Genomic DNA, 18,938 nt, shown 5'->3' with positions numbered 1-18,938 from the left:
CATTCTGCATCGGCGGCGTCACTTCGGCGCCGCCGGGCAAGCCTCAAACCATGCGACGTCGAGATCGGCTAACTGCGCGGCAGCGAGGCCGAAATGCACAAGGCGAATTTCTTCAGAAGCTGCGGGTCGAAGTGGCCTTCCCGGCGCAACATCCATGTCAGCGCATCATTTGCCGTCCACGGCTTCTTGTAGGGCCGCACCGAGGTCACGGCATCATAGACATCGCAGATCGCCGCAATGCGCGTAGAGGCTGATCTCGTTGCCGGCAAGGCCGCTGGGATAACCGCCGCCATCCATCCGCTCGTGATGATTGAAGCAGACATCAAGAACCATGGCCGGCATCTGCTCGTTGCGCGACAAAATATCTCGACCGAATGTCGGGTGAAGATTGATGATTTCCCGCTCGCTGGCGTTCAGCCCTTCCGCCTTGTTGAGGATCGACGAGGGAATTTCCACTTTGCCGATATCGTGCAGCAGCCCGCTGATGCCGAGCAGATCGACCGTTTCCCTGTCCAGCCCGAGATGATTGCCAAAATGGATCATCAACCCGCTGACGGAAACCGAATGCACGAAGGTCGTCTCATCCTTCGACTTCAACCGGGTGACGCCGATGAAAATCGCCGGGTTCAGCTGGATGGCATCGGAAATCTTGCCTGCCGCCGTCGCCATGCCCTTCAGCGACACACAGCCGCCGGCTTCGGCAACAGCAAAGGTCTCGGCAATCGCGTCGGCAGCCGAGCGCACGGCGTGGGTGACGGCGGCAATGCTGTCGGGACCATTGTCCGAGTGCGGCGCGACGGTTCCGGTGGAACCCGGCTTACCCTCGATATCGTTTCCCTTGGCCGTGTTGATGATGATGCTTTCAGCGCCGCTCAGTTTCAATTGACGCATCAACTCTTCATGCCGCAGAAGAAACCGATGTCGCTGCAAAAATTTACTGTTCGAAAGCGCTCCCTCGACCGCTTCGATAAACATGCCAACAGTTAATTGCCGGGTGGAAATTCGTTTGAGCATCAGACGCTTTTATTTTCCTTCCCGGGAATGGTAACCTAGACCGTCATTGGTGAAACGCCGGTATAAACCCAGCCTGCCTGAACGGATAAAGTTACGCCTCCCGAAACTGTTTAAATATGCAACATAGTAGATAAGATAACACGAATATGAAAATTTTTTACTCTGGATATATTTAAAACGCAAAGAATTAGTCCGAATAAAACAAGAAACAACCCTAGAATGTAAATACTGAAAATTCTCGCACACGACGTAAACCAGGAGCCGAAGAAAAGCCGCATGAATTCGAAACTTGAAACGCGCATCGATCAGGGTACGGGCCGAGAGCCTGCAGATATGGTCCTCAAGGGCGGACGATTCTTCGACCTCGTGACTGGAGAACTTGTTGCCTCTGATATCGCCATCTGCGGCGATACCATCGTTGGAACCGGTGAAAACTACAAAGGCCGCCGGGAAATCGATATTTCCGGAAAGATCGTCGTTCCAGGTTTCATCGATACCCATCTCCATATCGAATCGTCGCTGGTCACGCCGCACGAATTCGACCGCTGCGTTCTGCCCTATGGCGTTACCACCGCCATTTGCGACCCGCATGAGATCGCCAATGTTCTCGGCGTGGAAGGACTTCAGTTCTTCCTAGACAGTTCCATGGAAACCATCATGGACATCCGCGTGCAGCTCTCCTCCTGTGTGCCCGCAACCCATCTGGAAACCTCGGGCGCAGATCTGCCGATCGAAAAACTGCTGCCGTTCCGCGATCATCCGAAGGTTATCGGGCTTGCCGAATTCATGAATTTCCCGGGTGTCATCCATAAGGACCCGGTTTGCATGGCAAAGCTCGAAGCCTTTCAGGGCCAGCATATCGACGGGCACGCCCCGCTTCTCTCCGGGGCAGCGCTGAACGGTTATCTCTCAGCCGGCATCCGCACCGAGCACGAATGCACGACTGCCGCCGAGGCGCTGGAGAAGATCCGCAAGGGCATGCATATTCTGGTGCGCGAAGGCTCGGTTTCAAAAGACCTGCACGCCCTGATGCCAATCATCACCGAGCGCCTTTCTCCCTATCTGGCGCTCTGCACGGATGACCGCAACCCGCTCGATATCGCCGAGCAGGGCCACCTCGACTACATGATCCGCACGGCCATCGCCAGCGGCGTGGAGCCGCTCGCCATCTACCGCGCCGCCTCGATTTCCGCAGCAAAGGCTTTTGGCCTGCGCGATCGCGGTCTTATAGCACCCGGCTGGCGCGCGGACCTCGTGGTGATCGACACGTTGCAGAACTGCAAGGCGAGCATGGTGTTCTCCGGCGGCCGCGTCGTCGATGACGCCCTGTTTGCCACCCGCAAGCCGGTAGCACCCGTCGGTCTCGACAGCGTCAAGGCAAGACCGGTGCTGACCTCCCATTTCGGCGTGCCGGTTACCGAAGGCGAGACCCCTGTCATGGGCGTACTTCCCGGCAAGATCATCACCGAACATCGCCGCTACAAGCTGCCGACGGATGGCAACCAGACGACCGTCGATCTGGAGAACGACATCATCAAGGTCGCCGTCATCGAACGTCACGGCAAGAACGGCAACCACGCCAATGGCTTCGTGCAGGGCTTCGGGCTGAAAAAGGGAGCCATCGCCTCCACCGTCGGCCATGACAGCCACAATATCTGCGTTGTCGGCGTGAACGAGGACGACATGGCGCTGGCCGCCAACCGCCTCGGCGAAATCAAAGGCGGTTTCGTGGTGGTGGAAGACGGCAAGGTGACTGGCGAAATTCCACTCCCCGTTGCCGGGCTGATGAGCCTCGAACCCTACGAAACGGTGCGCGATACGCTTCACACCCTGCGAAAGGCTGCCTATGCGCTCGGCACGACGCTGGAGGAACCGTTCCTGCAGGTCGCCTTCCTGCCGCTACCCGTCATCCCCCATCTGAAGATTTCCGATATGGGCATGGTGGATGTGGACCGGTTTACGCTGATTTAAGTTGCGAACGGGGCGTCACTGACAGCCTTGGGGGCGTGCATTTTCGTCGTGAAGCCGCAGCATGATCGACCACACGCCTTCTGAGATGTCCCGCCAATAGCCTTATGGTTTCGTTTCAGAAGGCCAAGTCACATAATAATAGTTGCCAGCTATTCTGCCAAAATAGGCGTGCTTTTCTGTCGCTTTGTCGACATAGCTACCACTTCCGTCCTTGGAAAACGCTCCATCCTCGGTGCGTTTGAGTTGGGAGTTCAGGAAGTCAACCCAGTTAGTCTTGGCGATCTCCGTAGCCGCTGTCGGCTTGGCATTTTTCTGACTCGGATCCCAGGCATTGATCGATTTGCCCTGCGTGGGGTCGGAAACCTGTAGGCGCCCGCGCTCAAAAGCGCCCATCATCGACTGGGCACGCAGATATTGCGCCGGGTCGTCTCCTGTCGTCGAAAGCTTGGTCTTCAGATTCCGTATAAATGCGGACGACGCGAGGTAGTCGATTGAAGACGTTTTTCGCGTTGAATCCGTTGTGGCTGCGCGGACGGAGGATTGTCCGGAAGGGAAAATACTTTTGACAGATGGCGCGGCGGTTGCCTGAACTCGCGTGCGTGAGGATGTGGAATTGCTCTGATTCCAATCCTTGAATGATACGGACATGACAATCCCTGCTTCGCTTTATGGATGGCGACCGAAAAATATGGTGTAATTCAAACATTAATATTCGAACCTTGCCTATAACTCACCAATTCACCAAGCAATGTAAATAACCATCATCCGTAACGCGTAATTTTTACGATACACCAAAGGATATACACATGCATAAGACCGAAATATGCGTCCTTTAAATTATAATAATAATTAAAAATACTATTAATCTGATATTTTATTATTTAATGATGGAGATGGCTTTGCATCCAGCAGCCAAGACCCAACTCAGGTGGCGGCCCCATGCGGGCTCCCGGATCGAGCATAAACGAGCCGAGCTACTTCGCTGACAAAGTTAGCGTCAAAATGCCCGGTTCAGACAACGCTATACGGACAGATTGTTAAATCAGCTGGTTTAACTGTGTCGACAAGTTATGAATCCGAGGACAAAAACTTCCTAAAATAAACGACCCGTTCCGTTTCCTCAAACCCAAGCGCCGCGTGCATGCGGTGTGAATCGACATTGGAAATATCGGCATCAGAGGCAAGTTCGCTCACGTCCTTGCTGATTGCCCAACGGGTCACCTCATCGATCAGCGCGGCAGCGACGCCCTGGCCGCGGAATGCCTCTTCCACATAAACGCCTTCGAGAAAGGCCACGGGCGAAGTATCGCATCCGTTGACATAGTCATGCCGAAGACTGACATCGGCAAAACCGATAGCCACTCCGGCCAGATCATAGGCCATAAATCCGACCTCGTTGTCGGAGAGGTCCTGCAATTCCGCCCTGTGTTCGGCAGGTGAGGCATCGGGCCATAAACGGTGTCGCAAAAGGGACCAGTCATCCAGCGATACGGCGGCGTCCTTGATGACAAATTGCCTGCTCACGCGACGACCCCGCAAAACACATCCAGCCCCTCAAGCTTCACGGTGCCAGCATCGAACAGCGGCTCAAAGCCCGGCATAGGCAAGATATCGGTGACGCGCATGCCCTTCGGAACTGGAAATTCAACCGCGTCGCGGGTAAGGTTAAAGACGAACAGCAGTTTTTCGTCACCCTTGTGGCGCGTGAAGGCCAGCACATCAAGGTTGGTCTTGATGAAGTCCATGTCGCCGTCGCGCAACGCACCATGGGTTTTGCGAAAGGACAAAACTGCACGGTAGTGATTGAGAACCGAGTCCGGCTTGCGCTCCTGCGCATCCGCCGCCTGCATGGCATGGGCGTAAGGCACCGGCAGCCACGGCTTCTCAGCGCTTGAAAAACCGGCATTCGGTTTGCCGGTCTCCCACACCATCGGCGTGCGGCATCCGTCGCGGCCCTTGAAGGCGGGCCAGAAACGAATGCCATAGGGATCGCGCAGATCTTCGAAAGCGAGTTCGGCCTCGGTCAGACCAAGCTCCTCGCCCTGATAAAGACATATCGAGCCGCGCAGGCTGGCAAGAACGCAGATGGCGAGCTTCGCAACCCGCGTCTGTTCTTCAGTGCCTTCGGAAAAACGGCTGAGGTGGCGCACCACGTCGTGGTTGGAAAAGGCCCAGCATACCCAGCCATCCGTAACGACCTTGCCGAAAGTCTCCACCGAGCTGCGCAGGTGTTTTGCGCTGAACTCCGGGCCCAGAAGATCGAAGGTGTAGCACATGTTGAGCTTGTCATCGCCGGATGTATAGGCCGCAACCGTCTTCAACGATCGCGCGCCGTCACCCACCTCGCCCACGGTGGCGCGGCCCTCATATTCATCGAGCAGCGCCCGGAAGCGCTTGAGGAAGGCCACGTTTTCCGGCCGCGTTTTGTCGTAGAGATGATCCTGCATGCCGTAAGGATTGACGTCGGACGCATCGAGACCGAAGCTTTCGTCGTCGAAAAGCGGCGGGTTGTCGCGCAGCAGCTTGTCGTGGAAATAGTGATTGACGGTATCGAGGCGAAAACCGTCGACGCCGCGATCAAGCCAAAACCGTACGGTTTCCAGAAGCGCGTCCTGAACCTCCGGATTGTGGAAATTCAGGTCCGGCTGCGAGGCAAGGAAGCTGTGCATGTAATATTGCTTGCGCACGCCGTCCCATTCCCATGCCGGCCCGCCAAACACCGAAAGCCAGTTGGTGGGTGCGGTGCCATCCGGCTTGGGATTGGCCCAGACATACCAGTCTGCCTTGCTGTTGATGCGGCTGGCGCGGCTGTCCACGAACCAGGGGTGCTTGTCGGATGTGTGCGAGATCACCTGATCGATGATGACCTTCAGCCCCAGCCGGTGCGCCTCGGCCATCAGCGCGTCGAAATCGGCGAGCGTGCCGAACATCGGATCGACATTGCAATAATCGGAAACATCATAGCCCATATCGGCCATGGGCGAGGTGAAGAAAGGCGAAAGCCAGATGGCGTCGACGCCGAGCGAGGCGATATAGGACAGCCGCTTCGTCACCCCCGCAAGATCACCATATCCGTCGCCGGTCGTGTCCTGAAAGGAGCGCGGATAGACCTGATAGATCACCGCTCCCTTCCACCAGTCCGATTGCGCTTGGGGTTTGTGGACCGTGGCATGGGTTGGCGTCATCGGCGATCTCCTGATGGTATCTGGCGCGAGAATATAAAGCCAATGCGTCCGCGTAAACCGGAACTTCGCACATGCACAATCGGCCAAAACCGCACTTGTCAGCGGCCTGCACTCGTCGTAAGCCGCATGGCTGGAAAAAACGGGAGGATGACGGCGTGGGCGGACGGTTTCTGTCGATTGGCGAGTGCATGGTGGAACTGTCGCAGGCCGGAAACGGGCTGCTGCGCAAGGGTTTTGCCGGTGATACGTTCAATACGGCCTGGTACGCGCGTGCCTGCCTGCCCGACGACTGGTCCGTCGACTATTTCACCGCACTCGGTGACGATCCTCTTTCGCAGGACATGCTGGCCTTCATCACTGAAGCCGGTATCGGAACGGAAAAAATCCGCATCATAAAGGGCGGCACGCCCGGCCTTTACCTCATCAACCTCAAGGACGGCGAGCGCACCTTCAGCTACTGGCGCAACGCCGCCGCTGCAAGACAGCTCGCGGCCGATGCGGATCACCTGCGCAGGACGGTGGAAAGCGCCGACGTCGTCTATTTCTCCGGCATCACACTCGCCATTCTCGCTTCGCCGAATGATGTCGATACCTTCCTTGCGGAACTGCGCCGCGCCAAGGCGGCGGGCAAGCCCGTGGTCTTCGACCCGAACATCCGCCCGCGCCTCTGGTCCGACAAGGACACGATGCTCGAAACGATCACCAACGGCGCGCGCGCCGCAACGCTGGTCATGCCGAGCTTCGATGACGAAGCCAGCCATTTCGGCGACGGCTCCGTGGAAGCGACCATTGAGCGCTACCGTGCGCTCGGCGTCGCCAATATCGTCGTCAAGGACGGCGCGAAGGGTGCGACACTCGATTTCGGCGGTGCCCGCAGCCACGCACCGGCGGTGGAAGCCGTGGACGTGGTGGATACGACAAGTGCGGGCGACAGCTTCAACGGCGCGTTCCTTGCCCGTTATGTGACCGGCAGCTCGCCGCAAGAGGCAGCCGTGTTCGCCGCACGGGCAGCGGCAACCGTCATCGGCCATCACGGCGCGCTGATCAGCCCCGAGCTTCTCCCGCTGGTCGGATAACGCCAGACGGACCGGCTTCCCTCATTCCTGTGCTTGTCACAGGAATCCAGCCGACGCGCGTCTGCGCGGCGAGAGGAGTCTTTTCAGCCCAAGGACTTGGCCTGGCTGGATCCCTGTGACAAGCACAGGGATGAGGAGGAGCGCGCATTACGGACAAGAGCAAGCTTGTGTGCGCAAAGGACACTTCTCTACCCTCATTCGCCCTGACATGATCCTGTAACACGCACGCCGCATATACGGGCGGAAGCCGGGTGGTGGGGAATCGCCCGCGCGCAGTTGAGCAGGATCGGTGTTTCATGACGAGAATCACGATTGTCACAGATGCCTGGCACCCGCAGGTCAACGGCGTGGTTCGTTCCATCGAAAACACCAATACGGAACTCGCGCGGCTGGGCGTGGATGTGCACATGGTGACGCCGCAGAGTTTCTACAGCATCCCCTGCCCGACCTATCCGGAAATCCGCCTGTCGGTTGCCGGCTATCGCCGTGTCGCAGCGGAGATCGAAAAAAGCCAGCCTTCCTTCGTGCATATTGCCACGGAAGGGCCGCTGGGTTTCATGGCGCGGCGCTGGTGTGTGAAGAACGGGATGCGTTTTTCCACCAGCTATCACACACGCTTTCCCGAATATGTCGCGGCGCGTTTCCCGATCCCGGAAAGCTGGCTTTATGCTTTCGTGCGCTGGTTCCACAATGGCGGCAACACCTGCATGGTGGCAACGCCAAGCCTCGAGACCGAACTTGAAGCCCGTGGTGTGCGCAACCTGAAACGCTGGAGCCGCGGCATCGATGCCGAACTGTTCCATCCCCGGCCGAAAACCACGCTTCCCTTCGATCTGCCGAGGCCGATCTTCATGACGGTCGGGCGCGTGGCGGTGGAAAAGAACCTGCCGGAATTCCTCGAGCTCGACCTGCCCGGATCGAAGGTCGTGATCGGCGACGGCCCTGCCCGCCACGAGCTGCAGGAAAAATACCCGGACGTGCTGTTTACCGGTATCAAGACCGGTGAAGAACTGGCCGATGCCTATGCGCAGGCCGATGTTTTCGTTTTCCCCTCGAAGACCGATACGTTCGGCAACACCATTCTGGAAGCGCTGGCAAGCGGCGTGCCGGTGGCCGCATTCCCCGTTACCGGGCCGATCGATATTCTCGGCGGCAATCCCGCGGCGGGAGCGCTGAACGACAATCTGCGCGATGCCTGCCTTGCAGCGCTTCATTGTTCACCGCAGGAGGCCCTGGCGCTTTCCAAAAGCTACAGCTGGGAAAAGGCGTCGCGGCAATTCCTCGACAATGTCATTCATGCTGCCGGAAAATCCCTGCCGCTCCTGTCCCGCTCACGGCTTGCCTGACGCGACGGCGCTTTGATCCCCGACATTTTATCGGGGAACGGTGGACGAAACACGACAGGAGTGTCACAAGACGATCTGGACGCGACCGCCGTTATCTTTAGAACGGGGTCGGGCTGCTGATTGACGTCAGGCGGCTGCCGCGAGGACACGCTGGCCGTCCTAATTTCCGGACAAACGGACGATTTCTTTTTTGTTGGGCTGTGCACCAATGATTGATTTTTTCGACAAGGTCCTTTGGAGCGATCGGCAAGGCGCTGTTGGGTATGACAGCCACCGTTCCATGGAAAACAAGTACCAAACTGTCCGGCGGCGTGATCGCGAGATGATAGCGTGCCCAGCTTAGCTGCACGGTGTCCAGTCGTGTGATCTGCTTGTAGCCCTCAGGCCCGATCTCTATCTGATAATGAGGCGAATACATTCGCTCGTTGGCGATATTCCAGTGCGCAAGGACCTCGTAATAGGATTTCATCTCCCGTCTCGCGCCCTGCCAGATAATGCACCAGATGACGAGAGCCACAAACGGTGCGGGAGCAAATACCCAATAACCGACCACCGGCCAGACGCCCGGAAACCACGGCAGGCTTAGGGAATAGATGAAACCGGCAGCCAGTCCCGCAAATATCGACAGCTTCACTCTTGCCGAGGCAAAATGGCGTGTCCAGGACTTGTCGAGAATCATGCTGTAATTTTCATACGCCTGATTTTGATAGCCGTAGACATAGGCGGGGACATGTTCCGGGTCGGGCGTAAAGCTTATTGAAATGGTGTCATCGGCCATAGGAGCACATCAATCCCGTCGCTGTTGAAGCTCAGTCTTGTAGCAACGATTGCCCTTATAAATCAAAAGGCCTTTTGCTGCCAAAATCTTCGGGATCGACGGCGTGCAGCGTAACCTGCCTTTACCATGCTCCGGTGAGCATTTGGCCGGAAAGCGGCACAGTCCGCGCCTTGCCATCCCGCTCCGTGACCGAAAGCGAGGCCGACATCTGTTTCGGCGACTTTCGAAACCATTTCGCGGCAACGCTTGCGAGATCGCCGATCATCGCCTGTTTGTGCCAGTCGGCAAAACGTCGCGCAGTGGCTTCCGGCTCGGATCGGTAGAAGAAATCGCCGGACTGATTAAGATCGTTGATGGAAGCTGCCATTGCCGACAGCGGACGTTGAAACATCTTCGGCGGCACGGTCAATCCCTGCGCACTTTGCGAGAAAGCGGGCGCCATGAAATCAATCGCCCATCCGTCGGCCTCGACCCAGCAATGGAAATTGTCACCGGCGCCGGTCACGTATCCATCATCACGATGGTCTGCGAAAAGCAGGACAGTCCCACCCAGATTGTAAGCGGCAAGCCCGCCCTTCGGCACAGCCTTCACCTTGTAATGCTGCTGAAGGATGAACGCACCGAAGGTGCTGAAATACATGCTGGCCGAAGCGGGATCGGCATTGTCGTTGACGAGCAGGCTGTTGATGACGCGGTAAATCCGGTGATAGTCGGTTTGCTTGATCAACATGATGCCTGTACCCTTTCGCTGACTTGTTATTTTCGCTCGACGTTATCCTCGGGCTTGACCCGAGGAGCCAAGCACGTCAGCAAATCAGAGAGTTGTGGATCCTCGGGTCAAGCCCGAGGATGACGTCCGATATGAGGAGACCCCTTAGTCAACGTCTGCCCGTGCGTGAGATTAACGCCTCTTCTTCGCCTTGCTCTCGAACGGATTGTCGGAGCCGCGATAATGCACGCGGATCGGCACGCCCGGCATGTCGAAATCCTTGCGCAGGCCGTTGACGAGGTAACGCGTATAGCTTTCCGGGATCGCTTCCGGACGGGTGCAGGAGATCATGAAAGCTGGCGGGCGGGCCTTTACCTGCGTCATGTATTTCAGCTTGAGGCGACGGCCGGAAACGGCCGGCGGCGGATGCTGCGTCGTCTGCGAATCCAGCCAGCGATTGAGCTTGGCGGTCGAGATGCGGCGGTTCCAGATCTTGTCGGTATCGATGATGTTCTGCATCAACCGGTCGAGGCCGTAGCCCGTCTGGCCGGACATCGGCACGGCGCGGATGCCACGGGCCTGCGGCAGAAGACGTTCGGTCTTTTCGCGCAGATCGGCAAGGAATGCCTGCGGGTCTTCGACCAGATCCCATTTGTTGAAGGCGAGCACGGCGGCGCGGCCTTCACGAATGACGAGATCGACCAGCTGCAAATCCTGCTTTTCGAACGGAATGGTGCTGTCGAACACGATCACCACCGTTTCAGCAAAACGGATGGAGCGCAGCGAATCCGCAACGGAAAGCTTTTCGAGCTTTTCCGTTACCCTGGCCTTGCGGCGCATGCCGGCCGTGTCGAACATCTTGATGGTGCGGCCGCGCCAGTCCCACTCGACGGAAATGCTGTCGCGGGTGATACCGGCTTCCGGGCCGGTCAGCAGGCGGTCTTCACCGAGAAAACGGTTGATGAGCGTGGACTTGCCCGCATTAGGCCGGCCAATGATGGCGACGCGCAGCGGCTTGGTCTCGTCATAAACAGGCTCTTCTTCTTCCTCTTCCTCGCTGCCCGGTTCGTGACGCGGAAGAACGATATCGGTTTCCGCCTCGTCCACCTCAGGCGGGAAGGCAACGTCCTCGCCGATCGCCTCGACGATGGCGTCGCGCAGATCGATCATGCCCTGCCCGTGTTCGGCAGAGATGGCGCAAGGGTCGCCAAGACCCAGCGTGAAGGCATCATAAAAGCCCGCATCAGAACCGCGCGCTTCGGATTTGTTGGCCACCAGAACCACCGGCTTGCCGCGACGGCGCAGCATTTCGGCCAGCGTCTCGTCGGCGGGCGTCAGGCCTGCCTTGGCGTCGACGACAAACAGCGTCACATCGGCTTCATCGATCGCCGCTTCCGTCTGCGCCCACATGCGGCCCTGAAGCGTCTCCGGCCCTGCCTGTTCCAGACCGGCGGTATCGATGATGGTGAAACGAAGGTCGACAAGCTTCGCGTCGCCGGGGCGGCGGTCACGGGTGACACCCGGCGTATCGTCCACAAGCGCCAGCTTCTTTCCGACCAGACGGTTGAAAAGCGTGGACTTGCCGACATTGGGGCGCCCGACTATGGCGACGGTGAAGCTCATTGATCGTTAATCCTTGGAGGTGGGAAAGCTGTATTAGACAGCTTTGCCCGAAGCAGTGATATTGTCGAGCATGATCTGCGCGCGGTTCGTCACGTTGCGCGGTGCCTGCGCGTCGCTGACGATCTGCTCGAACCATTGTTTGGCCTTGGTGAAATCGCCAGCCTTGTAGGCGGCGAGACCCAGCGCCTCGCGCGCGGAGGCGCGCATGGTCTGGCCTTCGGCGCTGAGCGGCTCGGCAAGCGCTGCGACCTGATCATAGGTGCCGTTGTCGACCAGCAGCCACGCCGCGCGCACCTTAGCCGTGTCGCGGAAGACCTGCGGAGCAGACGCATCGTTGCCGATGGCGGTGAAGGCGGCAATGGCACCGGCCGCATCGCCCTTCTGCGAAAGCAGCGTGGCGGAACGGAACTTGGCGAGCACCGGATAATTGCCATGACCGGAGGTTTCAAGATCGGCAAAGGCCTTCAGCGCCTCATCCGTCTTGTTGTCCGAAGCAAGCTTCAGCGCCGCAATGAACTGGTCGCCAGAATTGGAAGCGCGGCTGGTGTTCCAGTATTCGTAGATGCCGGCGCTTGCGGCGCCAACAACCACGAGAACGGCGGCGCCAACGACCACGATACCGTAGCGGCCCCAGAAACGGGAAAGCTGCTCGGAACGGATCTGCTCGTTCACTTCGCGGATAAAGGTATCATTTTCGTTTGCCATCAAATTCTCCGTTACCCGCGCGGAGATCGTCGCCGATCCATCCGTTCGCGGACATACCAAGCCGCTTACCCGGGTCAGCGAAATTCAGGCCAACCGGGTCATGGTCGGCCTTCTAGCCTATTTTGCCTGATATGTAAGGGGGAAACGTTGATTTCCTACATGGCGATCGGCTGAACGCCGATCAACCATTCGTGCAGTTTCAGGATGAAAGCACCCCAGAGAACGATGCCGCCGACGATGGCCACCAGATCGTAGCGACCCGAAACGAAGGGACGGACCACCTTTTCGCCCGCTCTTTCCCGGCGCTTCAGCGAAATCCGCATCACCACGCCCCAGGCGAGGAACGATGCGAAGAGGAGGATCGAAGAGGTCTCGCCATTCGCCAGAAGATGGGCAAGCGCCCAGATCTTGACGGAAAGAATGAGCGGATGCTTCGTCTTCGTCGCAATGTGGCCAGCCGGGATGAGGCTGGCGATAAGACAGATCATCGCAAACAGCATCAGGGTCACGGCGATATGGCTCATCCAGACCGGCGGATACCAGACCATGCCGGTTACCTGTCGCGCCTGACCGAACGCATAGATGACGAGACCGAGCGTTATGAGGCTTGCAAGGGAATAGACGCCCTTGAAGGGGCCTTCGCCCATCTTTGCGATCATCCGCGCACGAAATTGCGGCGCAAACACCTTCAGAAGATGCGTCAGGAAAAACAAGGCAAGACAGACGACGAGAAAAAGCATGGAACACGGTCCCCCGGTGCAACGAATGCGGCCCTATCACCGCGACGCAGAAAACGAATTAGGCCGAAAGACGTGAAAAAGCCAGTTTATTCAAAGCTTCGCCTTATTCCACCCGCAAAAGGCCACGGTGTTTCATATGACGGATGACTGATGTTTCGCCCATTTACCGCTTTTTCCCTGTCTCTCTGCCTCGCCCTTCCCGCTTTTGCCCAAGATGCGGAGAAGCCGAAGCAGCTCGTCATCGTCTCCTTCGACGGCGCGGGCGACAACACGCTGTGGGAAAGAAGCCGGGCGACGGCAAAGCAGGTCGGCGCGCATTTCACCTATTTTCTCGCCTGCACGCTGGTGATGGACCGCAAGACCAGCGCCAAGACCTACCAAGGCCCCGGCCAGAAGGCCGGCCGCTCCAATGTCGGCTTCGGCCAGTCGCCCGAAGAAGTAGAGGCTCGCCTCAGGAACATTTGGGCGGCCCATCAGGAAGGCCACGAGATCGGCAACCACACCTGCGGCCATTTCGATGGCGGAGAGTGGACAGCCGAGCAATGGGACGGTGAATTCACCACCTTCACCAGCACGCTGGAAAATGCCTGGCAGATGATCGGCAAGAAGGGTGAGGAACCCGAAGGCTGGCGCAGCATGGTGAAAAATATCAACGGTTTTCGCGCGCCCTATCTTTCGCAGGGACCGGCGCTGACCACCGCGCAGAAGAAGCACGGTTTCATTTATGACGCCACCAGCATCACCAAGGGGCCGGAATGGCCGGTGGAGCGCGACGGCATCGAACATTTCGGCCTGCCGCTCGTTCCGGAAGGTCCCGGCAATCGTCCGATCATCGCCATGGACTACAACCTCTTCATCCGCCACTCCATCGGCGTCGAGACGCCGGACCGCGCGCAGGAATTCGAAGACCGCGCCTATGCGGCCTTCCGCGCCGCTTTCGACAAGCAATATAACGGCGAGCGCATTCCCCTGCAGATGGGCTTTCATTTCGTGAAGATGAACGGTGGCGCCTATTGGAACGCCTATGAGCGCCTGCTGCGCGAAGTCTGCCGCAAGCAAGACGTCTCTTGCGTCAGCTATGCCGAGGCCATGCCGATCATCAAGGCGCGCAAGAAACAGAAGATCGAAGGGTAACTCGCTCCGTGTCATGCAAAAAGGGCGGCCAACCGGCCGCCCTTTTTTGTTTTCCGTCAAGCCTTGCTGGCGCCCAGCTCTCCGCTTTCCGCTTCGCGCTGAAGATAACGCTGATCGATATCCGGCAGGGGTTGGTCGTCGATTGCGGCTTCGAAGGCCACGAGACGTTTGTGGATGGACAGCAGCTCGATGATCGTCGTCCAGGAATTGACCAGATACTGGAACGAATTGCTGACCTGACCGAAGGCCGTGGCGATCTGCTGGTAGATACCATAGGTAATCTTGCCCGCGACAATGGTGGGAACAAGCATCAGAAGCAGGAACACCGCGTCGGCCTGAATGTAGAAATACCGGGCGACGTTGAAATAGAGATAGTGCCAGTACATGCGGAAATAGTTTTTCCGCACATTGGAATACAGCTCCTTGACTGTCGGCGGCTGGGCGCGGTCGGCGTGGTCCTCACCGTAAACCAGTTCCTTGCGATAGGCGGCTTCCACACGCTGATTGCGGAAATTCAGGCCGGGCAGCTTGATGCCGACGGTCGCCAGGAGCACCGTGCCGAACACGGACCAGACGATTGCCAGCCAGAACAGCGCATGCGGCACTTCGCCGAGGATCGGCAGTTCGGAGACATAGGACGACAACGCAAACAGGATCGGCAGGAACACGACGAGCGTCATCACCGAATTGATCAGGGTAATGCCCAATCCTTCCAGCGTGGAAGAGAACCGCATCGTATCTTCCTGAACGCGCTGCGAGGCACCTTCGATGTGCCGCAGCTTTTCCCACTTGGACATGTAGAAATCGTTCATCGCGGTACGCCAGCGGAAGATGTAGTGGCTGGTGAAGAAGTCCGTCAGGATCGAAACCGCCATGCTGAGAAAAGCGATCTTGGCGAAGACGATCTGAAGGCTGTAGAAATCCCAGACTTCGATACCCGGCTGTTTTGACAGGGCATTTTGCAGCAGATCGCCAAAAGGCCGCCGGAAATTATTGATGACCACGGAAATCTGCACGCCGAAATAGGTCACCGCGATGATCAGCAGCGATCCCCAGATGGACCAGAGCTTCCAGGGATGATCCTTGGCGAGAACGGTCCAGACAGCCCCGAACAGCACCAGGCAGGATGCAAGATAGGCGTAAAAGAACAGATTGGCGGGAACCAGAAAATAGCTCAGATCGTAAGGTTCGTGCTCGGGCATCACGTAGCCCCAAGACCTGCCTAGCCCTTCAACGATGAAGTACCATCCAAGAATGGCGACAAAAGCCCAGACGATGGCAGAGGTGAAGAACAATTTCGGTTTGGGAAAGAAAGAATGAAACACGTTTCGAACTCGCGCGCGTTTGAAGTCAGCCATTATTGGCGAAGCACTTGTTTGGCCCGAACCTAGGGCAGAAATTTGTGCACAGCAACGAAGAAGCGACGACCTTAACAAGATGTAAGGCATAAACGGCGGATCGATCCCCGCAAAAGTCCCCGGATATCGCCCCTTATAAGGCGCAAAAAGCAGCTGGCGGGTCTAGCGCCGCCGCTCCGTGGCAAGGACCGGCAACATCAGCAGAATGCTGGCGACAAGCACGGCGGAGGCAAGAACGCTCGGCGCGGTGAAGCTTCCCGTCACCTCGGCAATCCAGCCGGCGGCGAGTGGTCCAATGATCTGCCCCGTGCCGAAGGCCGCCGTCATCAGGGCAAAGGCGCGGCGTGGGCTTGGTCCGGCGAACTCCCGGCCGAGCTGCAGGCCATAGGCGGTGATGACCATGAAGGTCAGGCCCAGAAGCAGACCACCCGCCAGCACGCCCGGCACGGGCGGCAGCGTGACGGAAGCGAAGACGCCGATGGCTTCCACGGCAAGAACGATCACGAAAGCACGCTTCAGCCCTTGCGACTTCAAGACCGGCTTCCAGAGGAAAAGCGAGGCGGCGGCCGCACAACCCGTGACGAACCAGGCCAGAAATTCCACGAAGGCGCCGGCAGCGGCCATGCGGGCAATCGCCACGATGAAGGTGGCGGTGATGACGTAACCGAAACCGAACAACCCATAGGCAAGCGTCGTCAGGAAAAGCGGCTTCGTCCATTTAAGCGGCGGCTCCGCCACCGAAAAGGCGTTCCGGGGAGGCCCCGCCGGCAGCACCCGCCAGACGAGAAGGAATGTTGCGAAGGAAAACACGGCACCGGCGATCCACTCCTCCCGCCAGGAGGAGCCGCCGCCGTTAAACACCACACCGATGAGATAGACCACGAGTGACGAAATCGCGATGCCCGCGCCGACACCGCCATAATGCAGCGCCTGAATATGGTCCTTGCCGGCCTTCATGGCGTGGCCGATGACGATCTGCGAGGTGAAGATCATGGTCATCGCGCTGGCGACACCGGCGAGAAACCGGATGACGGTAAAGGCCGCAACGGAGTTGAAGGCGGCCATGGCAAGCAGCAATGCGCCGGTGGAAAACAGGCCGCAAAGGGCGGCAAGCCGTTCCCGTCCCGAACCCCAGGACAGGGCGGCCAGAACCGCACCGGCCAGATAACCGGCGAAATTCCCCGCCGCGACAATACCCGCATCCCCCGCCGACAGCGGAACATCCGCCATCATGCCGGGAAGAATGGGGGTGAAGGAAAAACGACCAAACCCCATGGCGGAGGCCATCATGAGTGCCCCGGAAAAACCGAGCGCAATCAGATTTTTGTCGGAGAGTGGCTTGTCGATGCTCATGTTTGGCTTATCGCAACCGTGCGGATGACGGACAAGCGAGTTATTTTGATCGGCCGTATAAGCGGTCTTTATCTGTCACTCGGCGAGCGTCAGCACCAACGGCCCGTTTTTCGTCGCCACCACGGTATGCTCATACTGCACGGTCGGCGCGCTAGGATCGCTGTAAAGCGTCCACGGATCGTCGTCACCGTCTTCGGCCCAGTAGGCGCCCGTCGACAGGAAGGGCTCGACGGTGAACACCATGCCCTCTTTCATGATGCGCCGCTCGTCCTTGTCCGGCCAGGTCGCCAGTTCCTTCGGTTCCTCGTGCAGGGAACGTCCGATGCCGTGGCTCGCCAGATTGGTGATCAGCGTGTAGCGGTTCTTTTTCGCGAATGAGCCGATGGCATTGCCAATGTCAGCAAAGGGCCGCCCGGTTTTCACCTGCTGCAGGCCTGTCCACATGGCGCGTTTGCCATCGCGGCACAGCCGCTCGATTTCCTTCTTCACCGGCGGCACCGCGAAAGACGAACCCGTATCGCCGAAGAAACCGTTCTTCACCGCCGAGACGTCGATATTGACGAGATCGCCAGCCTTGATGATGCGGGGGCCGGGAATGCCGTGCGCCACTTCCTCATTGACACTAATGCAGGTCGCGCCCGGAAATTTGTAGCAGAACTCCGGCGCCGATTGCGCGCCGCTATCCTCCAGCACCTTGCGGCCGATCGCATCCAGCTCCGCCGTGGTAATGCCGGGTTCCAGCGCATCCGCCATGGTCTGCATCGCCACGGCGCAAATGCGGCCGATATCCTTCAGCAAAACCAGTTCTTCGTCGGTGGAGATGACCATGTTTCTGTCCGTCGTTCCGAATGGCGGGTATCAAGATACCCGCCTTGGTAATAATCAGGCCGTGGCTTTCACCGGATCGGCACTCCCCGTCAATTCTTTTCTGACAATAGGGGCGACTTTCGTACCATAAAGCTCGATACCGCGCATGATCTGGTCATGCGGCATCAAGCCGATGGCCATCTGCAACAGGAAACGATCGTTCCTGAAAACGCCATGCGCCTTGATGATCTTTTCCGCCACCAGTTCCGGTTCTCCGAGGAAGAGATTGCCTTCCGGACCGCGTGCGGCATCGAAATGCGCACGGTTCGTCGGCCCCCAGCCGCGCTCACGGCCAATCCGGTTCATCACCTCCGCCTGCGGTCCGTAAAACTGGTCCGCCGCCTTGTCGGTGGTGTCGGCAATGAAGCCGTGCACGTTGATGCTGGTGCGCAGTTTCGTCTTTTCCTGACCGGCCCGGCGTGCGGCTTCATGGTAGAGATCGAACAGCGGCGCGAAGCGGCGATATTCGCCGCCGATGATGGCAAGCGCCACCGGCAGTCCCATGGCCCCTGCCCGCGCCACCGATTGCGGCGTGCCGCCAACGGCAATCCACACCGGCAGACGCTCCTGCAAGGGGCGCGGGTAGACGCCGCGTCCGTTGATGGCCGGATGTTTGGTGCCGGACCAGGTGACGATCTCGTTTTCACGCAGCGCCAAAAGCAGATCGAGCTTTTCGGCAAACAGCACGTCATAGTCTTCAAGGTCATAACCGAACAGCGGATAGGATTCGATGAAGGAACCGCGCCCGGCCATGATCTCGGCGCGGCCGTTCGACAGGAGATCGACGGTCGAAAACTGCTGGAAGACCCGCACCGGATCGTCCGAACTCAGAACCGAGACGGCGCTTGTCAGGCGGATATTCTTCGTCTTCACCGCCGCCGCCGCAAGCACGGTGGAGGGCGAGGACACGACATAGTCCGGACGGTGATGTTCGCCAAGGCCAAAGACATCGAGCCCAACCTGATCGGCAAGCTCGATCTCCTCGAGAAGCTCCCGCAACCGGCGCGCGCCTTCCGGCCCGCGGCCATCGGCGGGGTTGGGATTGACATCCGCAAAAGTGTAAAGACCGAGTTCCATAA

Annotated in this window: 16 protein-coding genes and 1 pseudogene; 4 read left to right on the top strand and 13 right to left on the bottom strand. The window is 58.5% G+C overall.

What is annotated here, in order from left to right:
- Positions 1-68: 68 nt before the first annotated feature.
- A pseudogene (locus RBH10_RS11325) lies at positions 69-1,014 on the bottom strand (HD-GYP domain-containing protein).
- A gap of 276 nt (positions 1,015-1,290) precedes the next feature.
- Between RBH10_RS11325 and ade the strand changes: the two are divergent.
- Positions 1,291-2,985 (top strand): adenine deaminase, encoded by a 1,695-nt coding sequence (gene ade, locus RBH10_RS11320; protein WP_281037144.1) that lies wholly within the window; start codon positions 1,291-1,293, stop codon positions 2,983-2,985.
- A gap of 102 nt (positions 2,986-3,087) precedes the next feature.
- On the opposite strand, the gene RBH10_RS11315 is transcribed toward ade, so the two are convergent.
- The 3 genes from RBH10_RS11315 to RBH10_RS11305 all read right to left on the bottom strand — a co-directional run bounded on the left by RBH10_RS11315 (position 3,088) and on the right by RBH10_RS11305 (position 6,170).
- Complete coding sequence (locus RBH10_RS11315) at positions 3,088-3,633, bottom strand: hypothetical protein (protein WP_281037145.1); 546 nt, start codon at positions 3,631-3,633, stop codon at positions 3,088-3,090.
- 420 nt (positions 3,634-4,053) lie between these two features.
- A complete protein-coding gene (gene aac(6'), locus RBH10_RS11310) occupies positions 4,054-4,509 on the bottom strand; it encodes an aminoglycoside 6'-N-acetyltransferase (RefSeq protein WP_281037146.1) in 456 nt (151 codons plus the stop codon).
- Entirely contained in the window at positions 4,506-6,170 is a 1,665-nt protein-coding gene (locus tag RBH10_RS11305) for an alpha-glucosidase family protein (protein WP_281037147.1), read from the bottom strand. Before RBH10_RS11305 ends, aac(6') begins: the two co-directional genes overlap by 4 nt.
- 155 nt (positions 6,171-6,325) lie before the next feature.
- Here RBH10_RS11305 and RBH10_RS11300 point away from each other — a divergent pair, with 155 nt between their 5' ends.
- Together RBH10_RS11300 and RBH10_RS11295 are read left to right on the top strand one after the other, a co-directional pair.
- Positions 6,326-7,246, top strand: a complete 921-nt coding sequence (locus RBH10_RS11300) for a sugar kinase (RefSeq protein WP_281037148.1) — start codon at positions 6,326-6,328, stop codon at positions 7,244-7,246.
- A gap of 296 nt (positions 7,247-7,542) precedes the next feature.
- A complete protein-coding gene (locus RBH10_RS11295; protein ID WP_281037149.1) occupies positions 7,543-8,592 on the top strand; it encodes a bifunctional monoglucosyl/glucuronosyl diacylglycerol synthase in 1,050 nt (349 codons plus the stop codon).
- 97 nt (positions 8,593-8,689) lie between these two features.
- Here the strand turns inward: RBH10_RS11295 and RBH10_RS11290 are convergent, their stop codons facing one another.
- The 5 genes from RBH10_RS11290 to RBH10_RS11270 form a co-directional block, all read right to left on the bottom strand.
- Positions 8,690-9,370, bottom strand: coding sequence for a hypothetical protein (locus RBH10_RS11290; protein WP_306180613.1), 681 nt, complete (start codon positions 9,368-9,370; stop codon positions 8,690-8,692).
- Positions 9,371-9,491: 121 nt separating this feature from the next.
- Complete coding sequence (locus tag RBH10_RS11285; protein ID WP_281037151.1) at positions 9,492-10,100, bottom strand: DUF2026 family protein; 609 nt, start codon at positions 10,098-10,100, stop codon at positions 9,492-9,494.
- A gap of 171 nt (positions 10,101-10,271) precedes the next feature.
- Positions 10,272-11,702 carry a ribosome biogenesis GTPase Der gene (gene der, locus RBH10_RS11280; RefSeq protein ID WP_281037152.1) on the bottom strand — a complete coding sequence of 477 codons (1,431 nt, stop codon included), beginning with the start codon at positions 11,700-11,702 and terminating at the stop codon, positions 10,272-10,274.
- Between the two features lie 33 nt (positions 11,703-11,735).
- Positions 11,736-12,407, bottom strand: a complete 672-nt coding sequence (locus tag RBH10_RS11275) for a tetratricopeptide repeat protein (RefSeq protein ID WP_281037153.1) — start codon at positions 12,405-12,407, stop codon at positions 11,736-11,738.
- 155 nt (positions 12,408-12,562) lie between these two features.
- On the bottom strand, positions 12,563-13,147 hold the full coding sequence (locus RBH10_RS11270) for an NnrU family protein (protein WP_281037154.1): 585 nt from the start codon (positions 13,145-13,147) through the stop codon (positions 12,563-12,565).
- 150 nt (positions 13,148-13,297) lie between these two features.
- Between RBH10_RS11270 and RBH10_RS11265 the strand changes: the two genes are divergently transcribed.
- Entirely contained in the window at positions 13,298-14,281 is a 984-nt protein-coding gene (locus tag RBH10_RS11265) for a polysaccharide deacetylase family protein (RefSeq protein WP_281037155.1), read from the top strand.
- Between the two features lie 56 nt (positions 14,282-14,337).
- On the opposite strand, the gene sbmA is transcribed toward RBH10_RS11265, so the two are convergent.
- The 4 genes from sbmA to RBH10_RS11245 form a co-directional block, all read right to left on the bottom strand.
- Positions 14,338-15,606 carry a peptide antibiotic transporter SbmA gene (sbmA, locus tag RBH10_RS11260; RefSeq protein ID WP_281037156.1) on the bottom strand — a complete coding sequence of 423 codons (1,269 nt, stop codon included), beginning with the start codon at positions 15,604-15,606 and terminating at the stop codon, positions 14,338-14,340.
- 195 nt (positions 15,607-15,801) lie between these two features.
- Complete coding sequence (locus tag RBH10_RS11255; protein ID WP_281037157.1) at positions 15,802-16,992, bottom strand: MFS transporter; 1,191 nt, start codon at positions 16,990-16,992, stop codon at positions 15,802-15,804.
- Between the two features lie 75 nt (positions 16,993-17,067).
- Entirely contained in the window at positions 17,068-17,820 is a 753-nt protein-coding gene (gene map, locus RBH10_RS11250) for a type I methionyl aminopeptidase (protein WP_045022937.1), read from the bottom strand.
- 54 nt (positions 17,821-17,874) lie between these two features.
- Complete coding sequence (locus RBH10_RS11245; RefSeq protein ID WP_281037158.1) at positions 17,875-18,936, bottom strand: LLM class flavin-dependent oxidoreductase; 1,062 nt, start codon at positions 18,934-18,936, stop codon at positions 17,875-17,877.
- Between the last annotated feature and the right edge of the window lie 2 nt (positions 18,937-18,938).

Origin of the sequence: Rhizobium sp. AN73 (assembly GCF_030757975.1) — a bacterium.
Classification (GTDB): domain Bacteria; phylum Pseudomonadota; class Alphaproteobacteria; order Rhizobiales; family Rhizobiaceae; genus Agrobacterium; species Agrobacterium arsenijevicii.
Note: the sequence above shows the minus strand (reverse complement) of the source record. Positions and strands in the feature narration are given on the sequence as shown.

Coding starts and splice junctions, on each gene's coding strand:
- ade (WP_281037144.1), top strand. CDS start 1,291: ATGAATTCGAAACTTGAAACGCGCATCGATCAGGGTACGGGCCGAGAG.
- RBH10_RS11315 (WP_281037145.1), bottom strand. CDS start 3,633: ATGTCCGTATCATTCAAGGATTGGAATCAGAGCAATTCCACATCCTCA.
- RBH10_RS11305 (WP_281037147.1), bottom strand. CDS start 6,170: ATGACGCCAACCCATGCCACGGTCCACAAACCCCAAGCGCAATCGGAC.
- RBH10_RS11295 (WP_281037149.1), top strand. CDS start 7,543: ATGACGAGAATCACGATTGTCACAGATGCCTGGCACCCGCAGGTCAAC.
- RBH10_RS11290 (WP_306180613.1), bottom strand. CDS start 9,370: ATGGCCGATGACACCATTTCAATAAGCTTTACGCCCGACCCGGAACAT.
- RBH10_RS11285 (WP_281037151.1), bottom strand. CDS start 10,100: ATGTTGATCAAGCAAACCGACTATCACCGGATTTACCGCGTCATCAAC.
- der (WP_281037152.1), bottom strand. CDS start 11,702: ATGAGCTTCACCGTCGCCATAGTCGGGCGCCCCAATGTCGGCAAGTCC.
- RBH10_RS11275 (WP_281037153.1), bottom strand. CDS start 12,407: ATGGCAAACGAAAATGATACCTTTATCCGCGAAGTGAACGAGCAGATC.
- RBH10_RS11270 (WP_281037154.1), bottom strand. CDS start 13,147: ATGCTTTTTCTCGTCGTCTGTCTTGCCTTGTTTTTCCTGACGCATCTT.
- RBH10_RS11265 (WP_281037155.1), top strand. CDS start 13,298: ATGTTTCGCCCATTTACCGCTTTTTCCCTGTCTCTCTGCCTCGCCCTT.
- RBH10_RS11255 (WP_281037157.1), bottom strand. CDS start 16,992: ATGAGCATCGACAAGCCACTCTCCGACAAAAATCTGATTGCGCTCGGT.
- map (WP_045022937.1), bottom strand. CDS start 17,820: ATGGTCATCTCCACCGACGAAGAACTGGTTTTGCTGAAGGATATCGGC.
- RBH10_RS11245 (WP_281037158.1), bottom strand. CDS start 18,936: ATGGAACTCGGTCTTTACACTTTTGCGGATGTCAATCCCAACCCCGCC.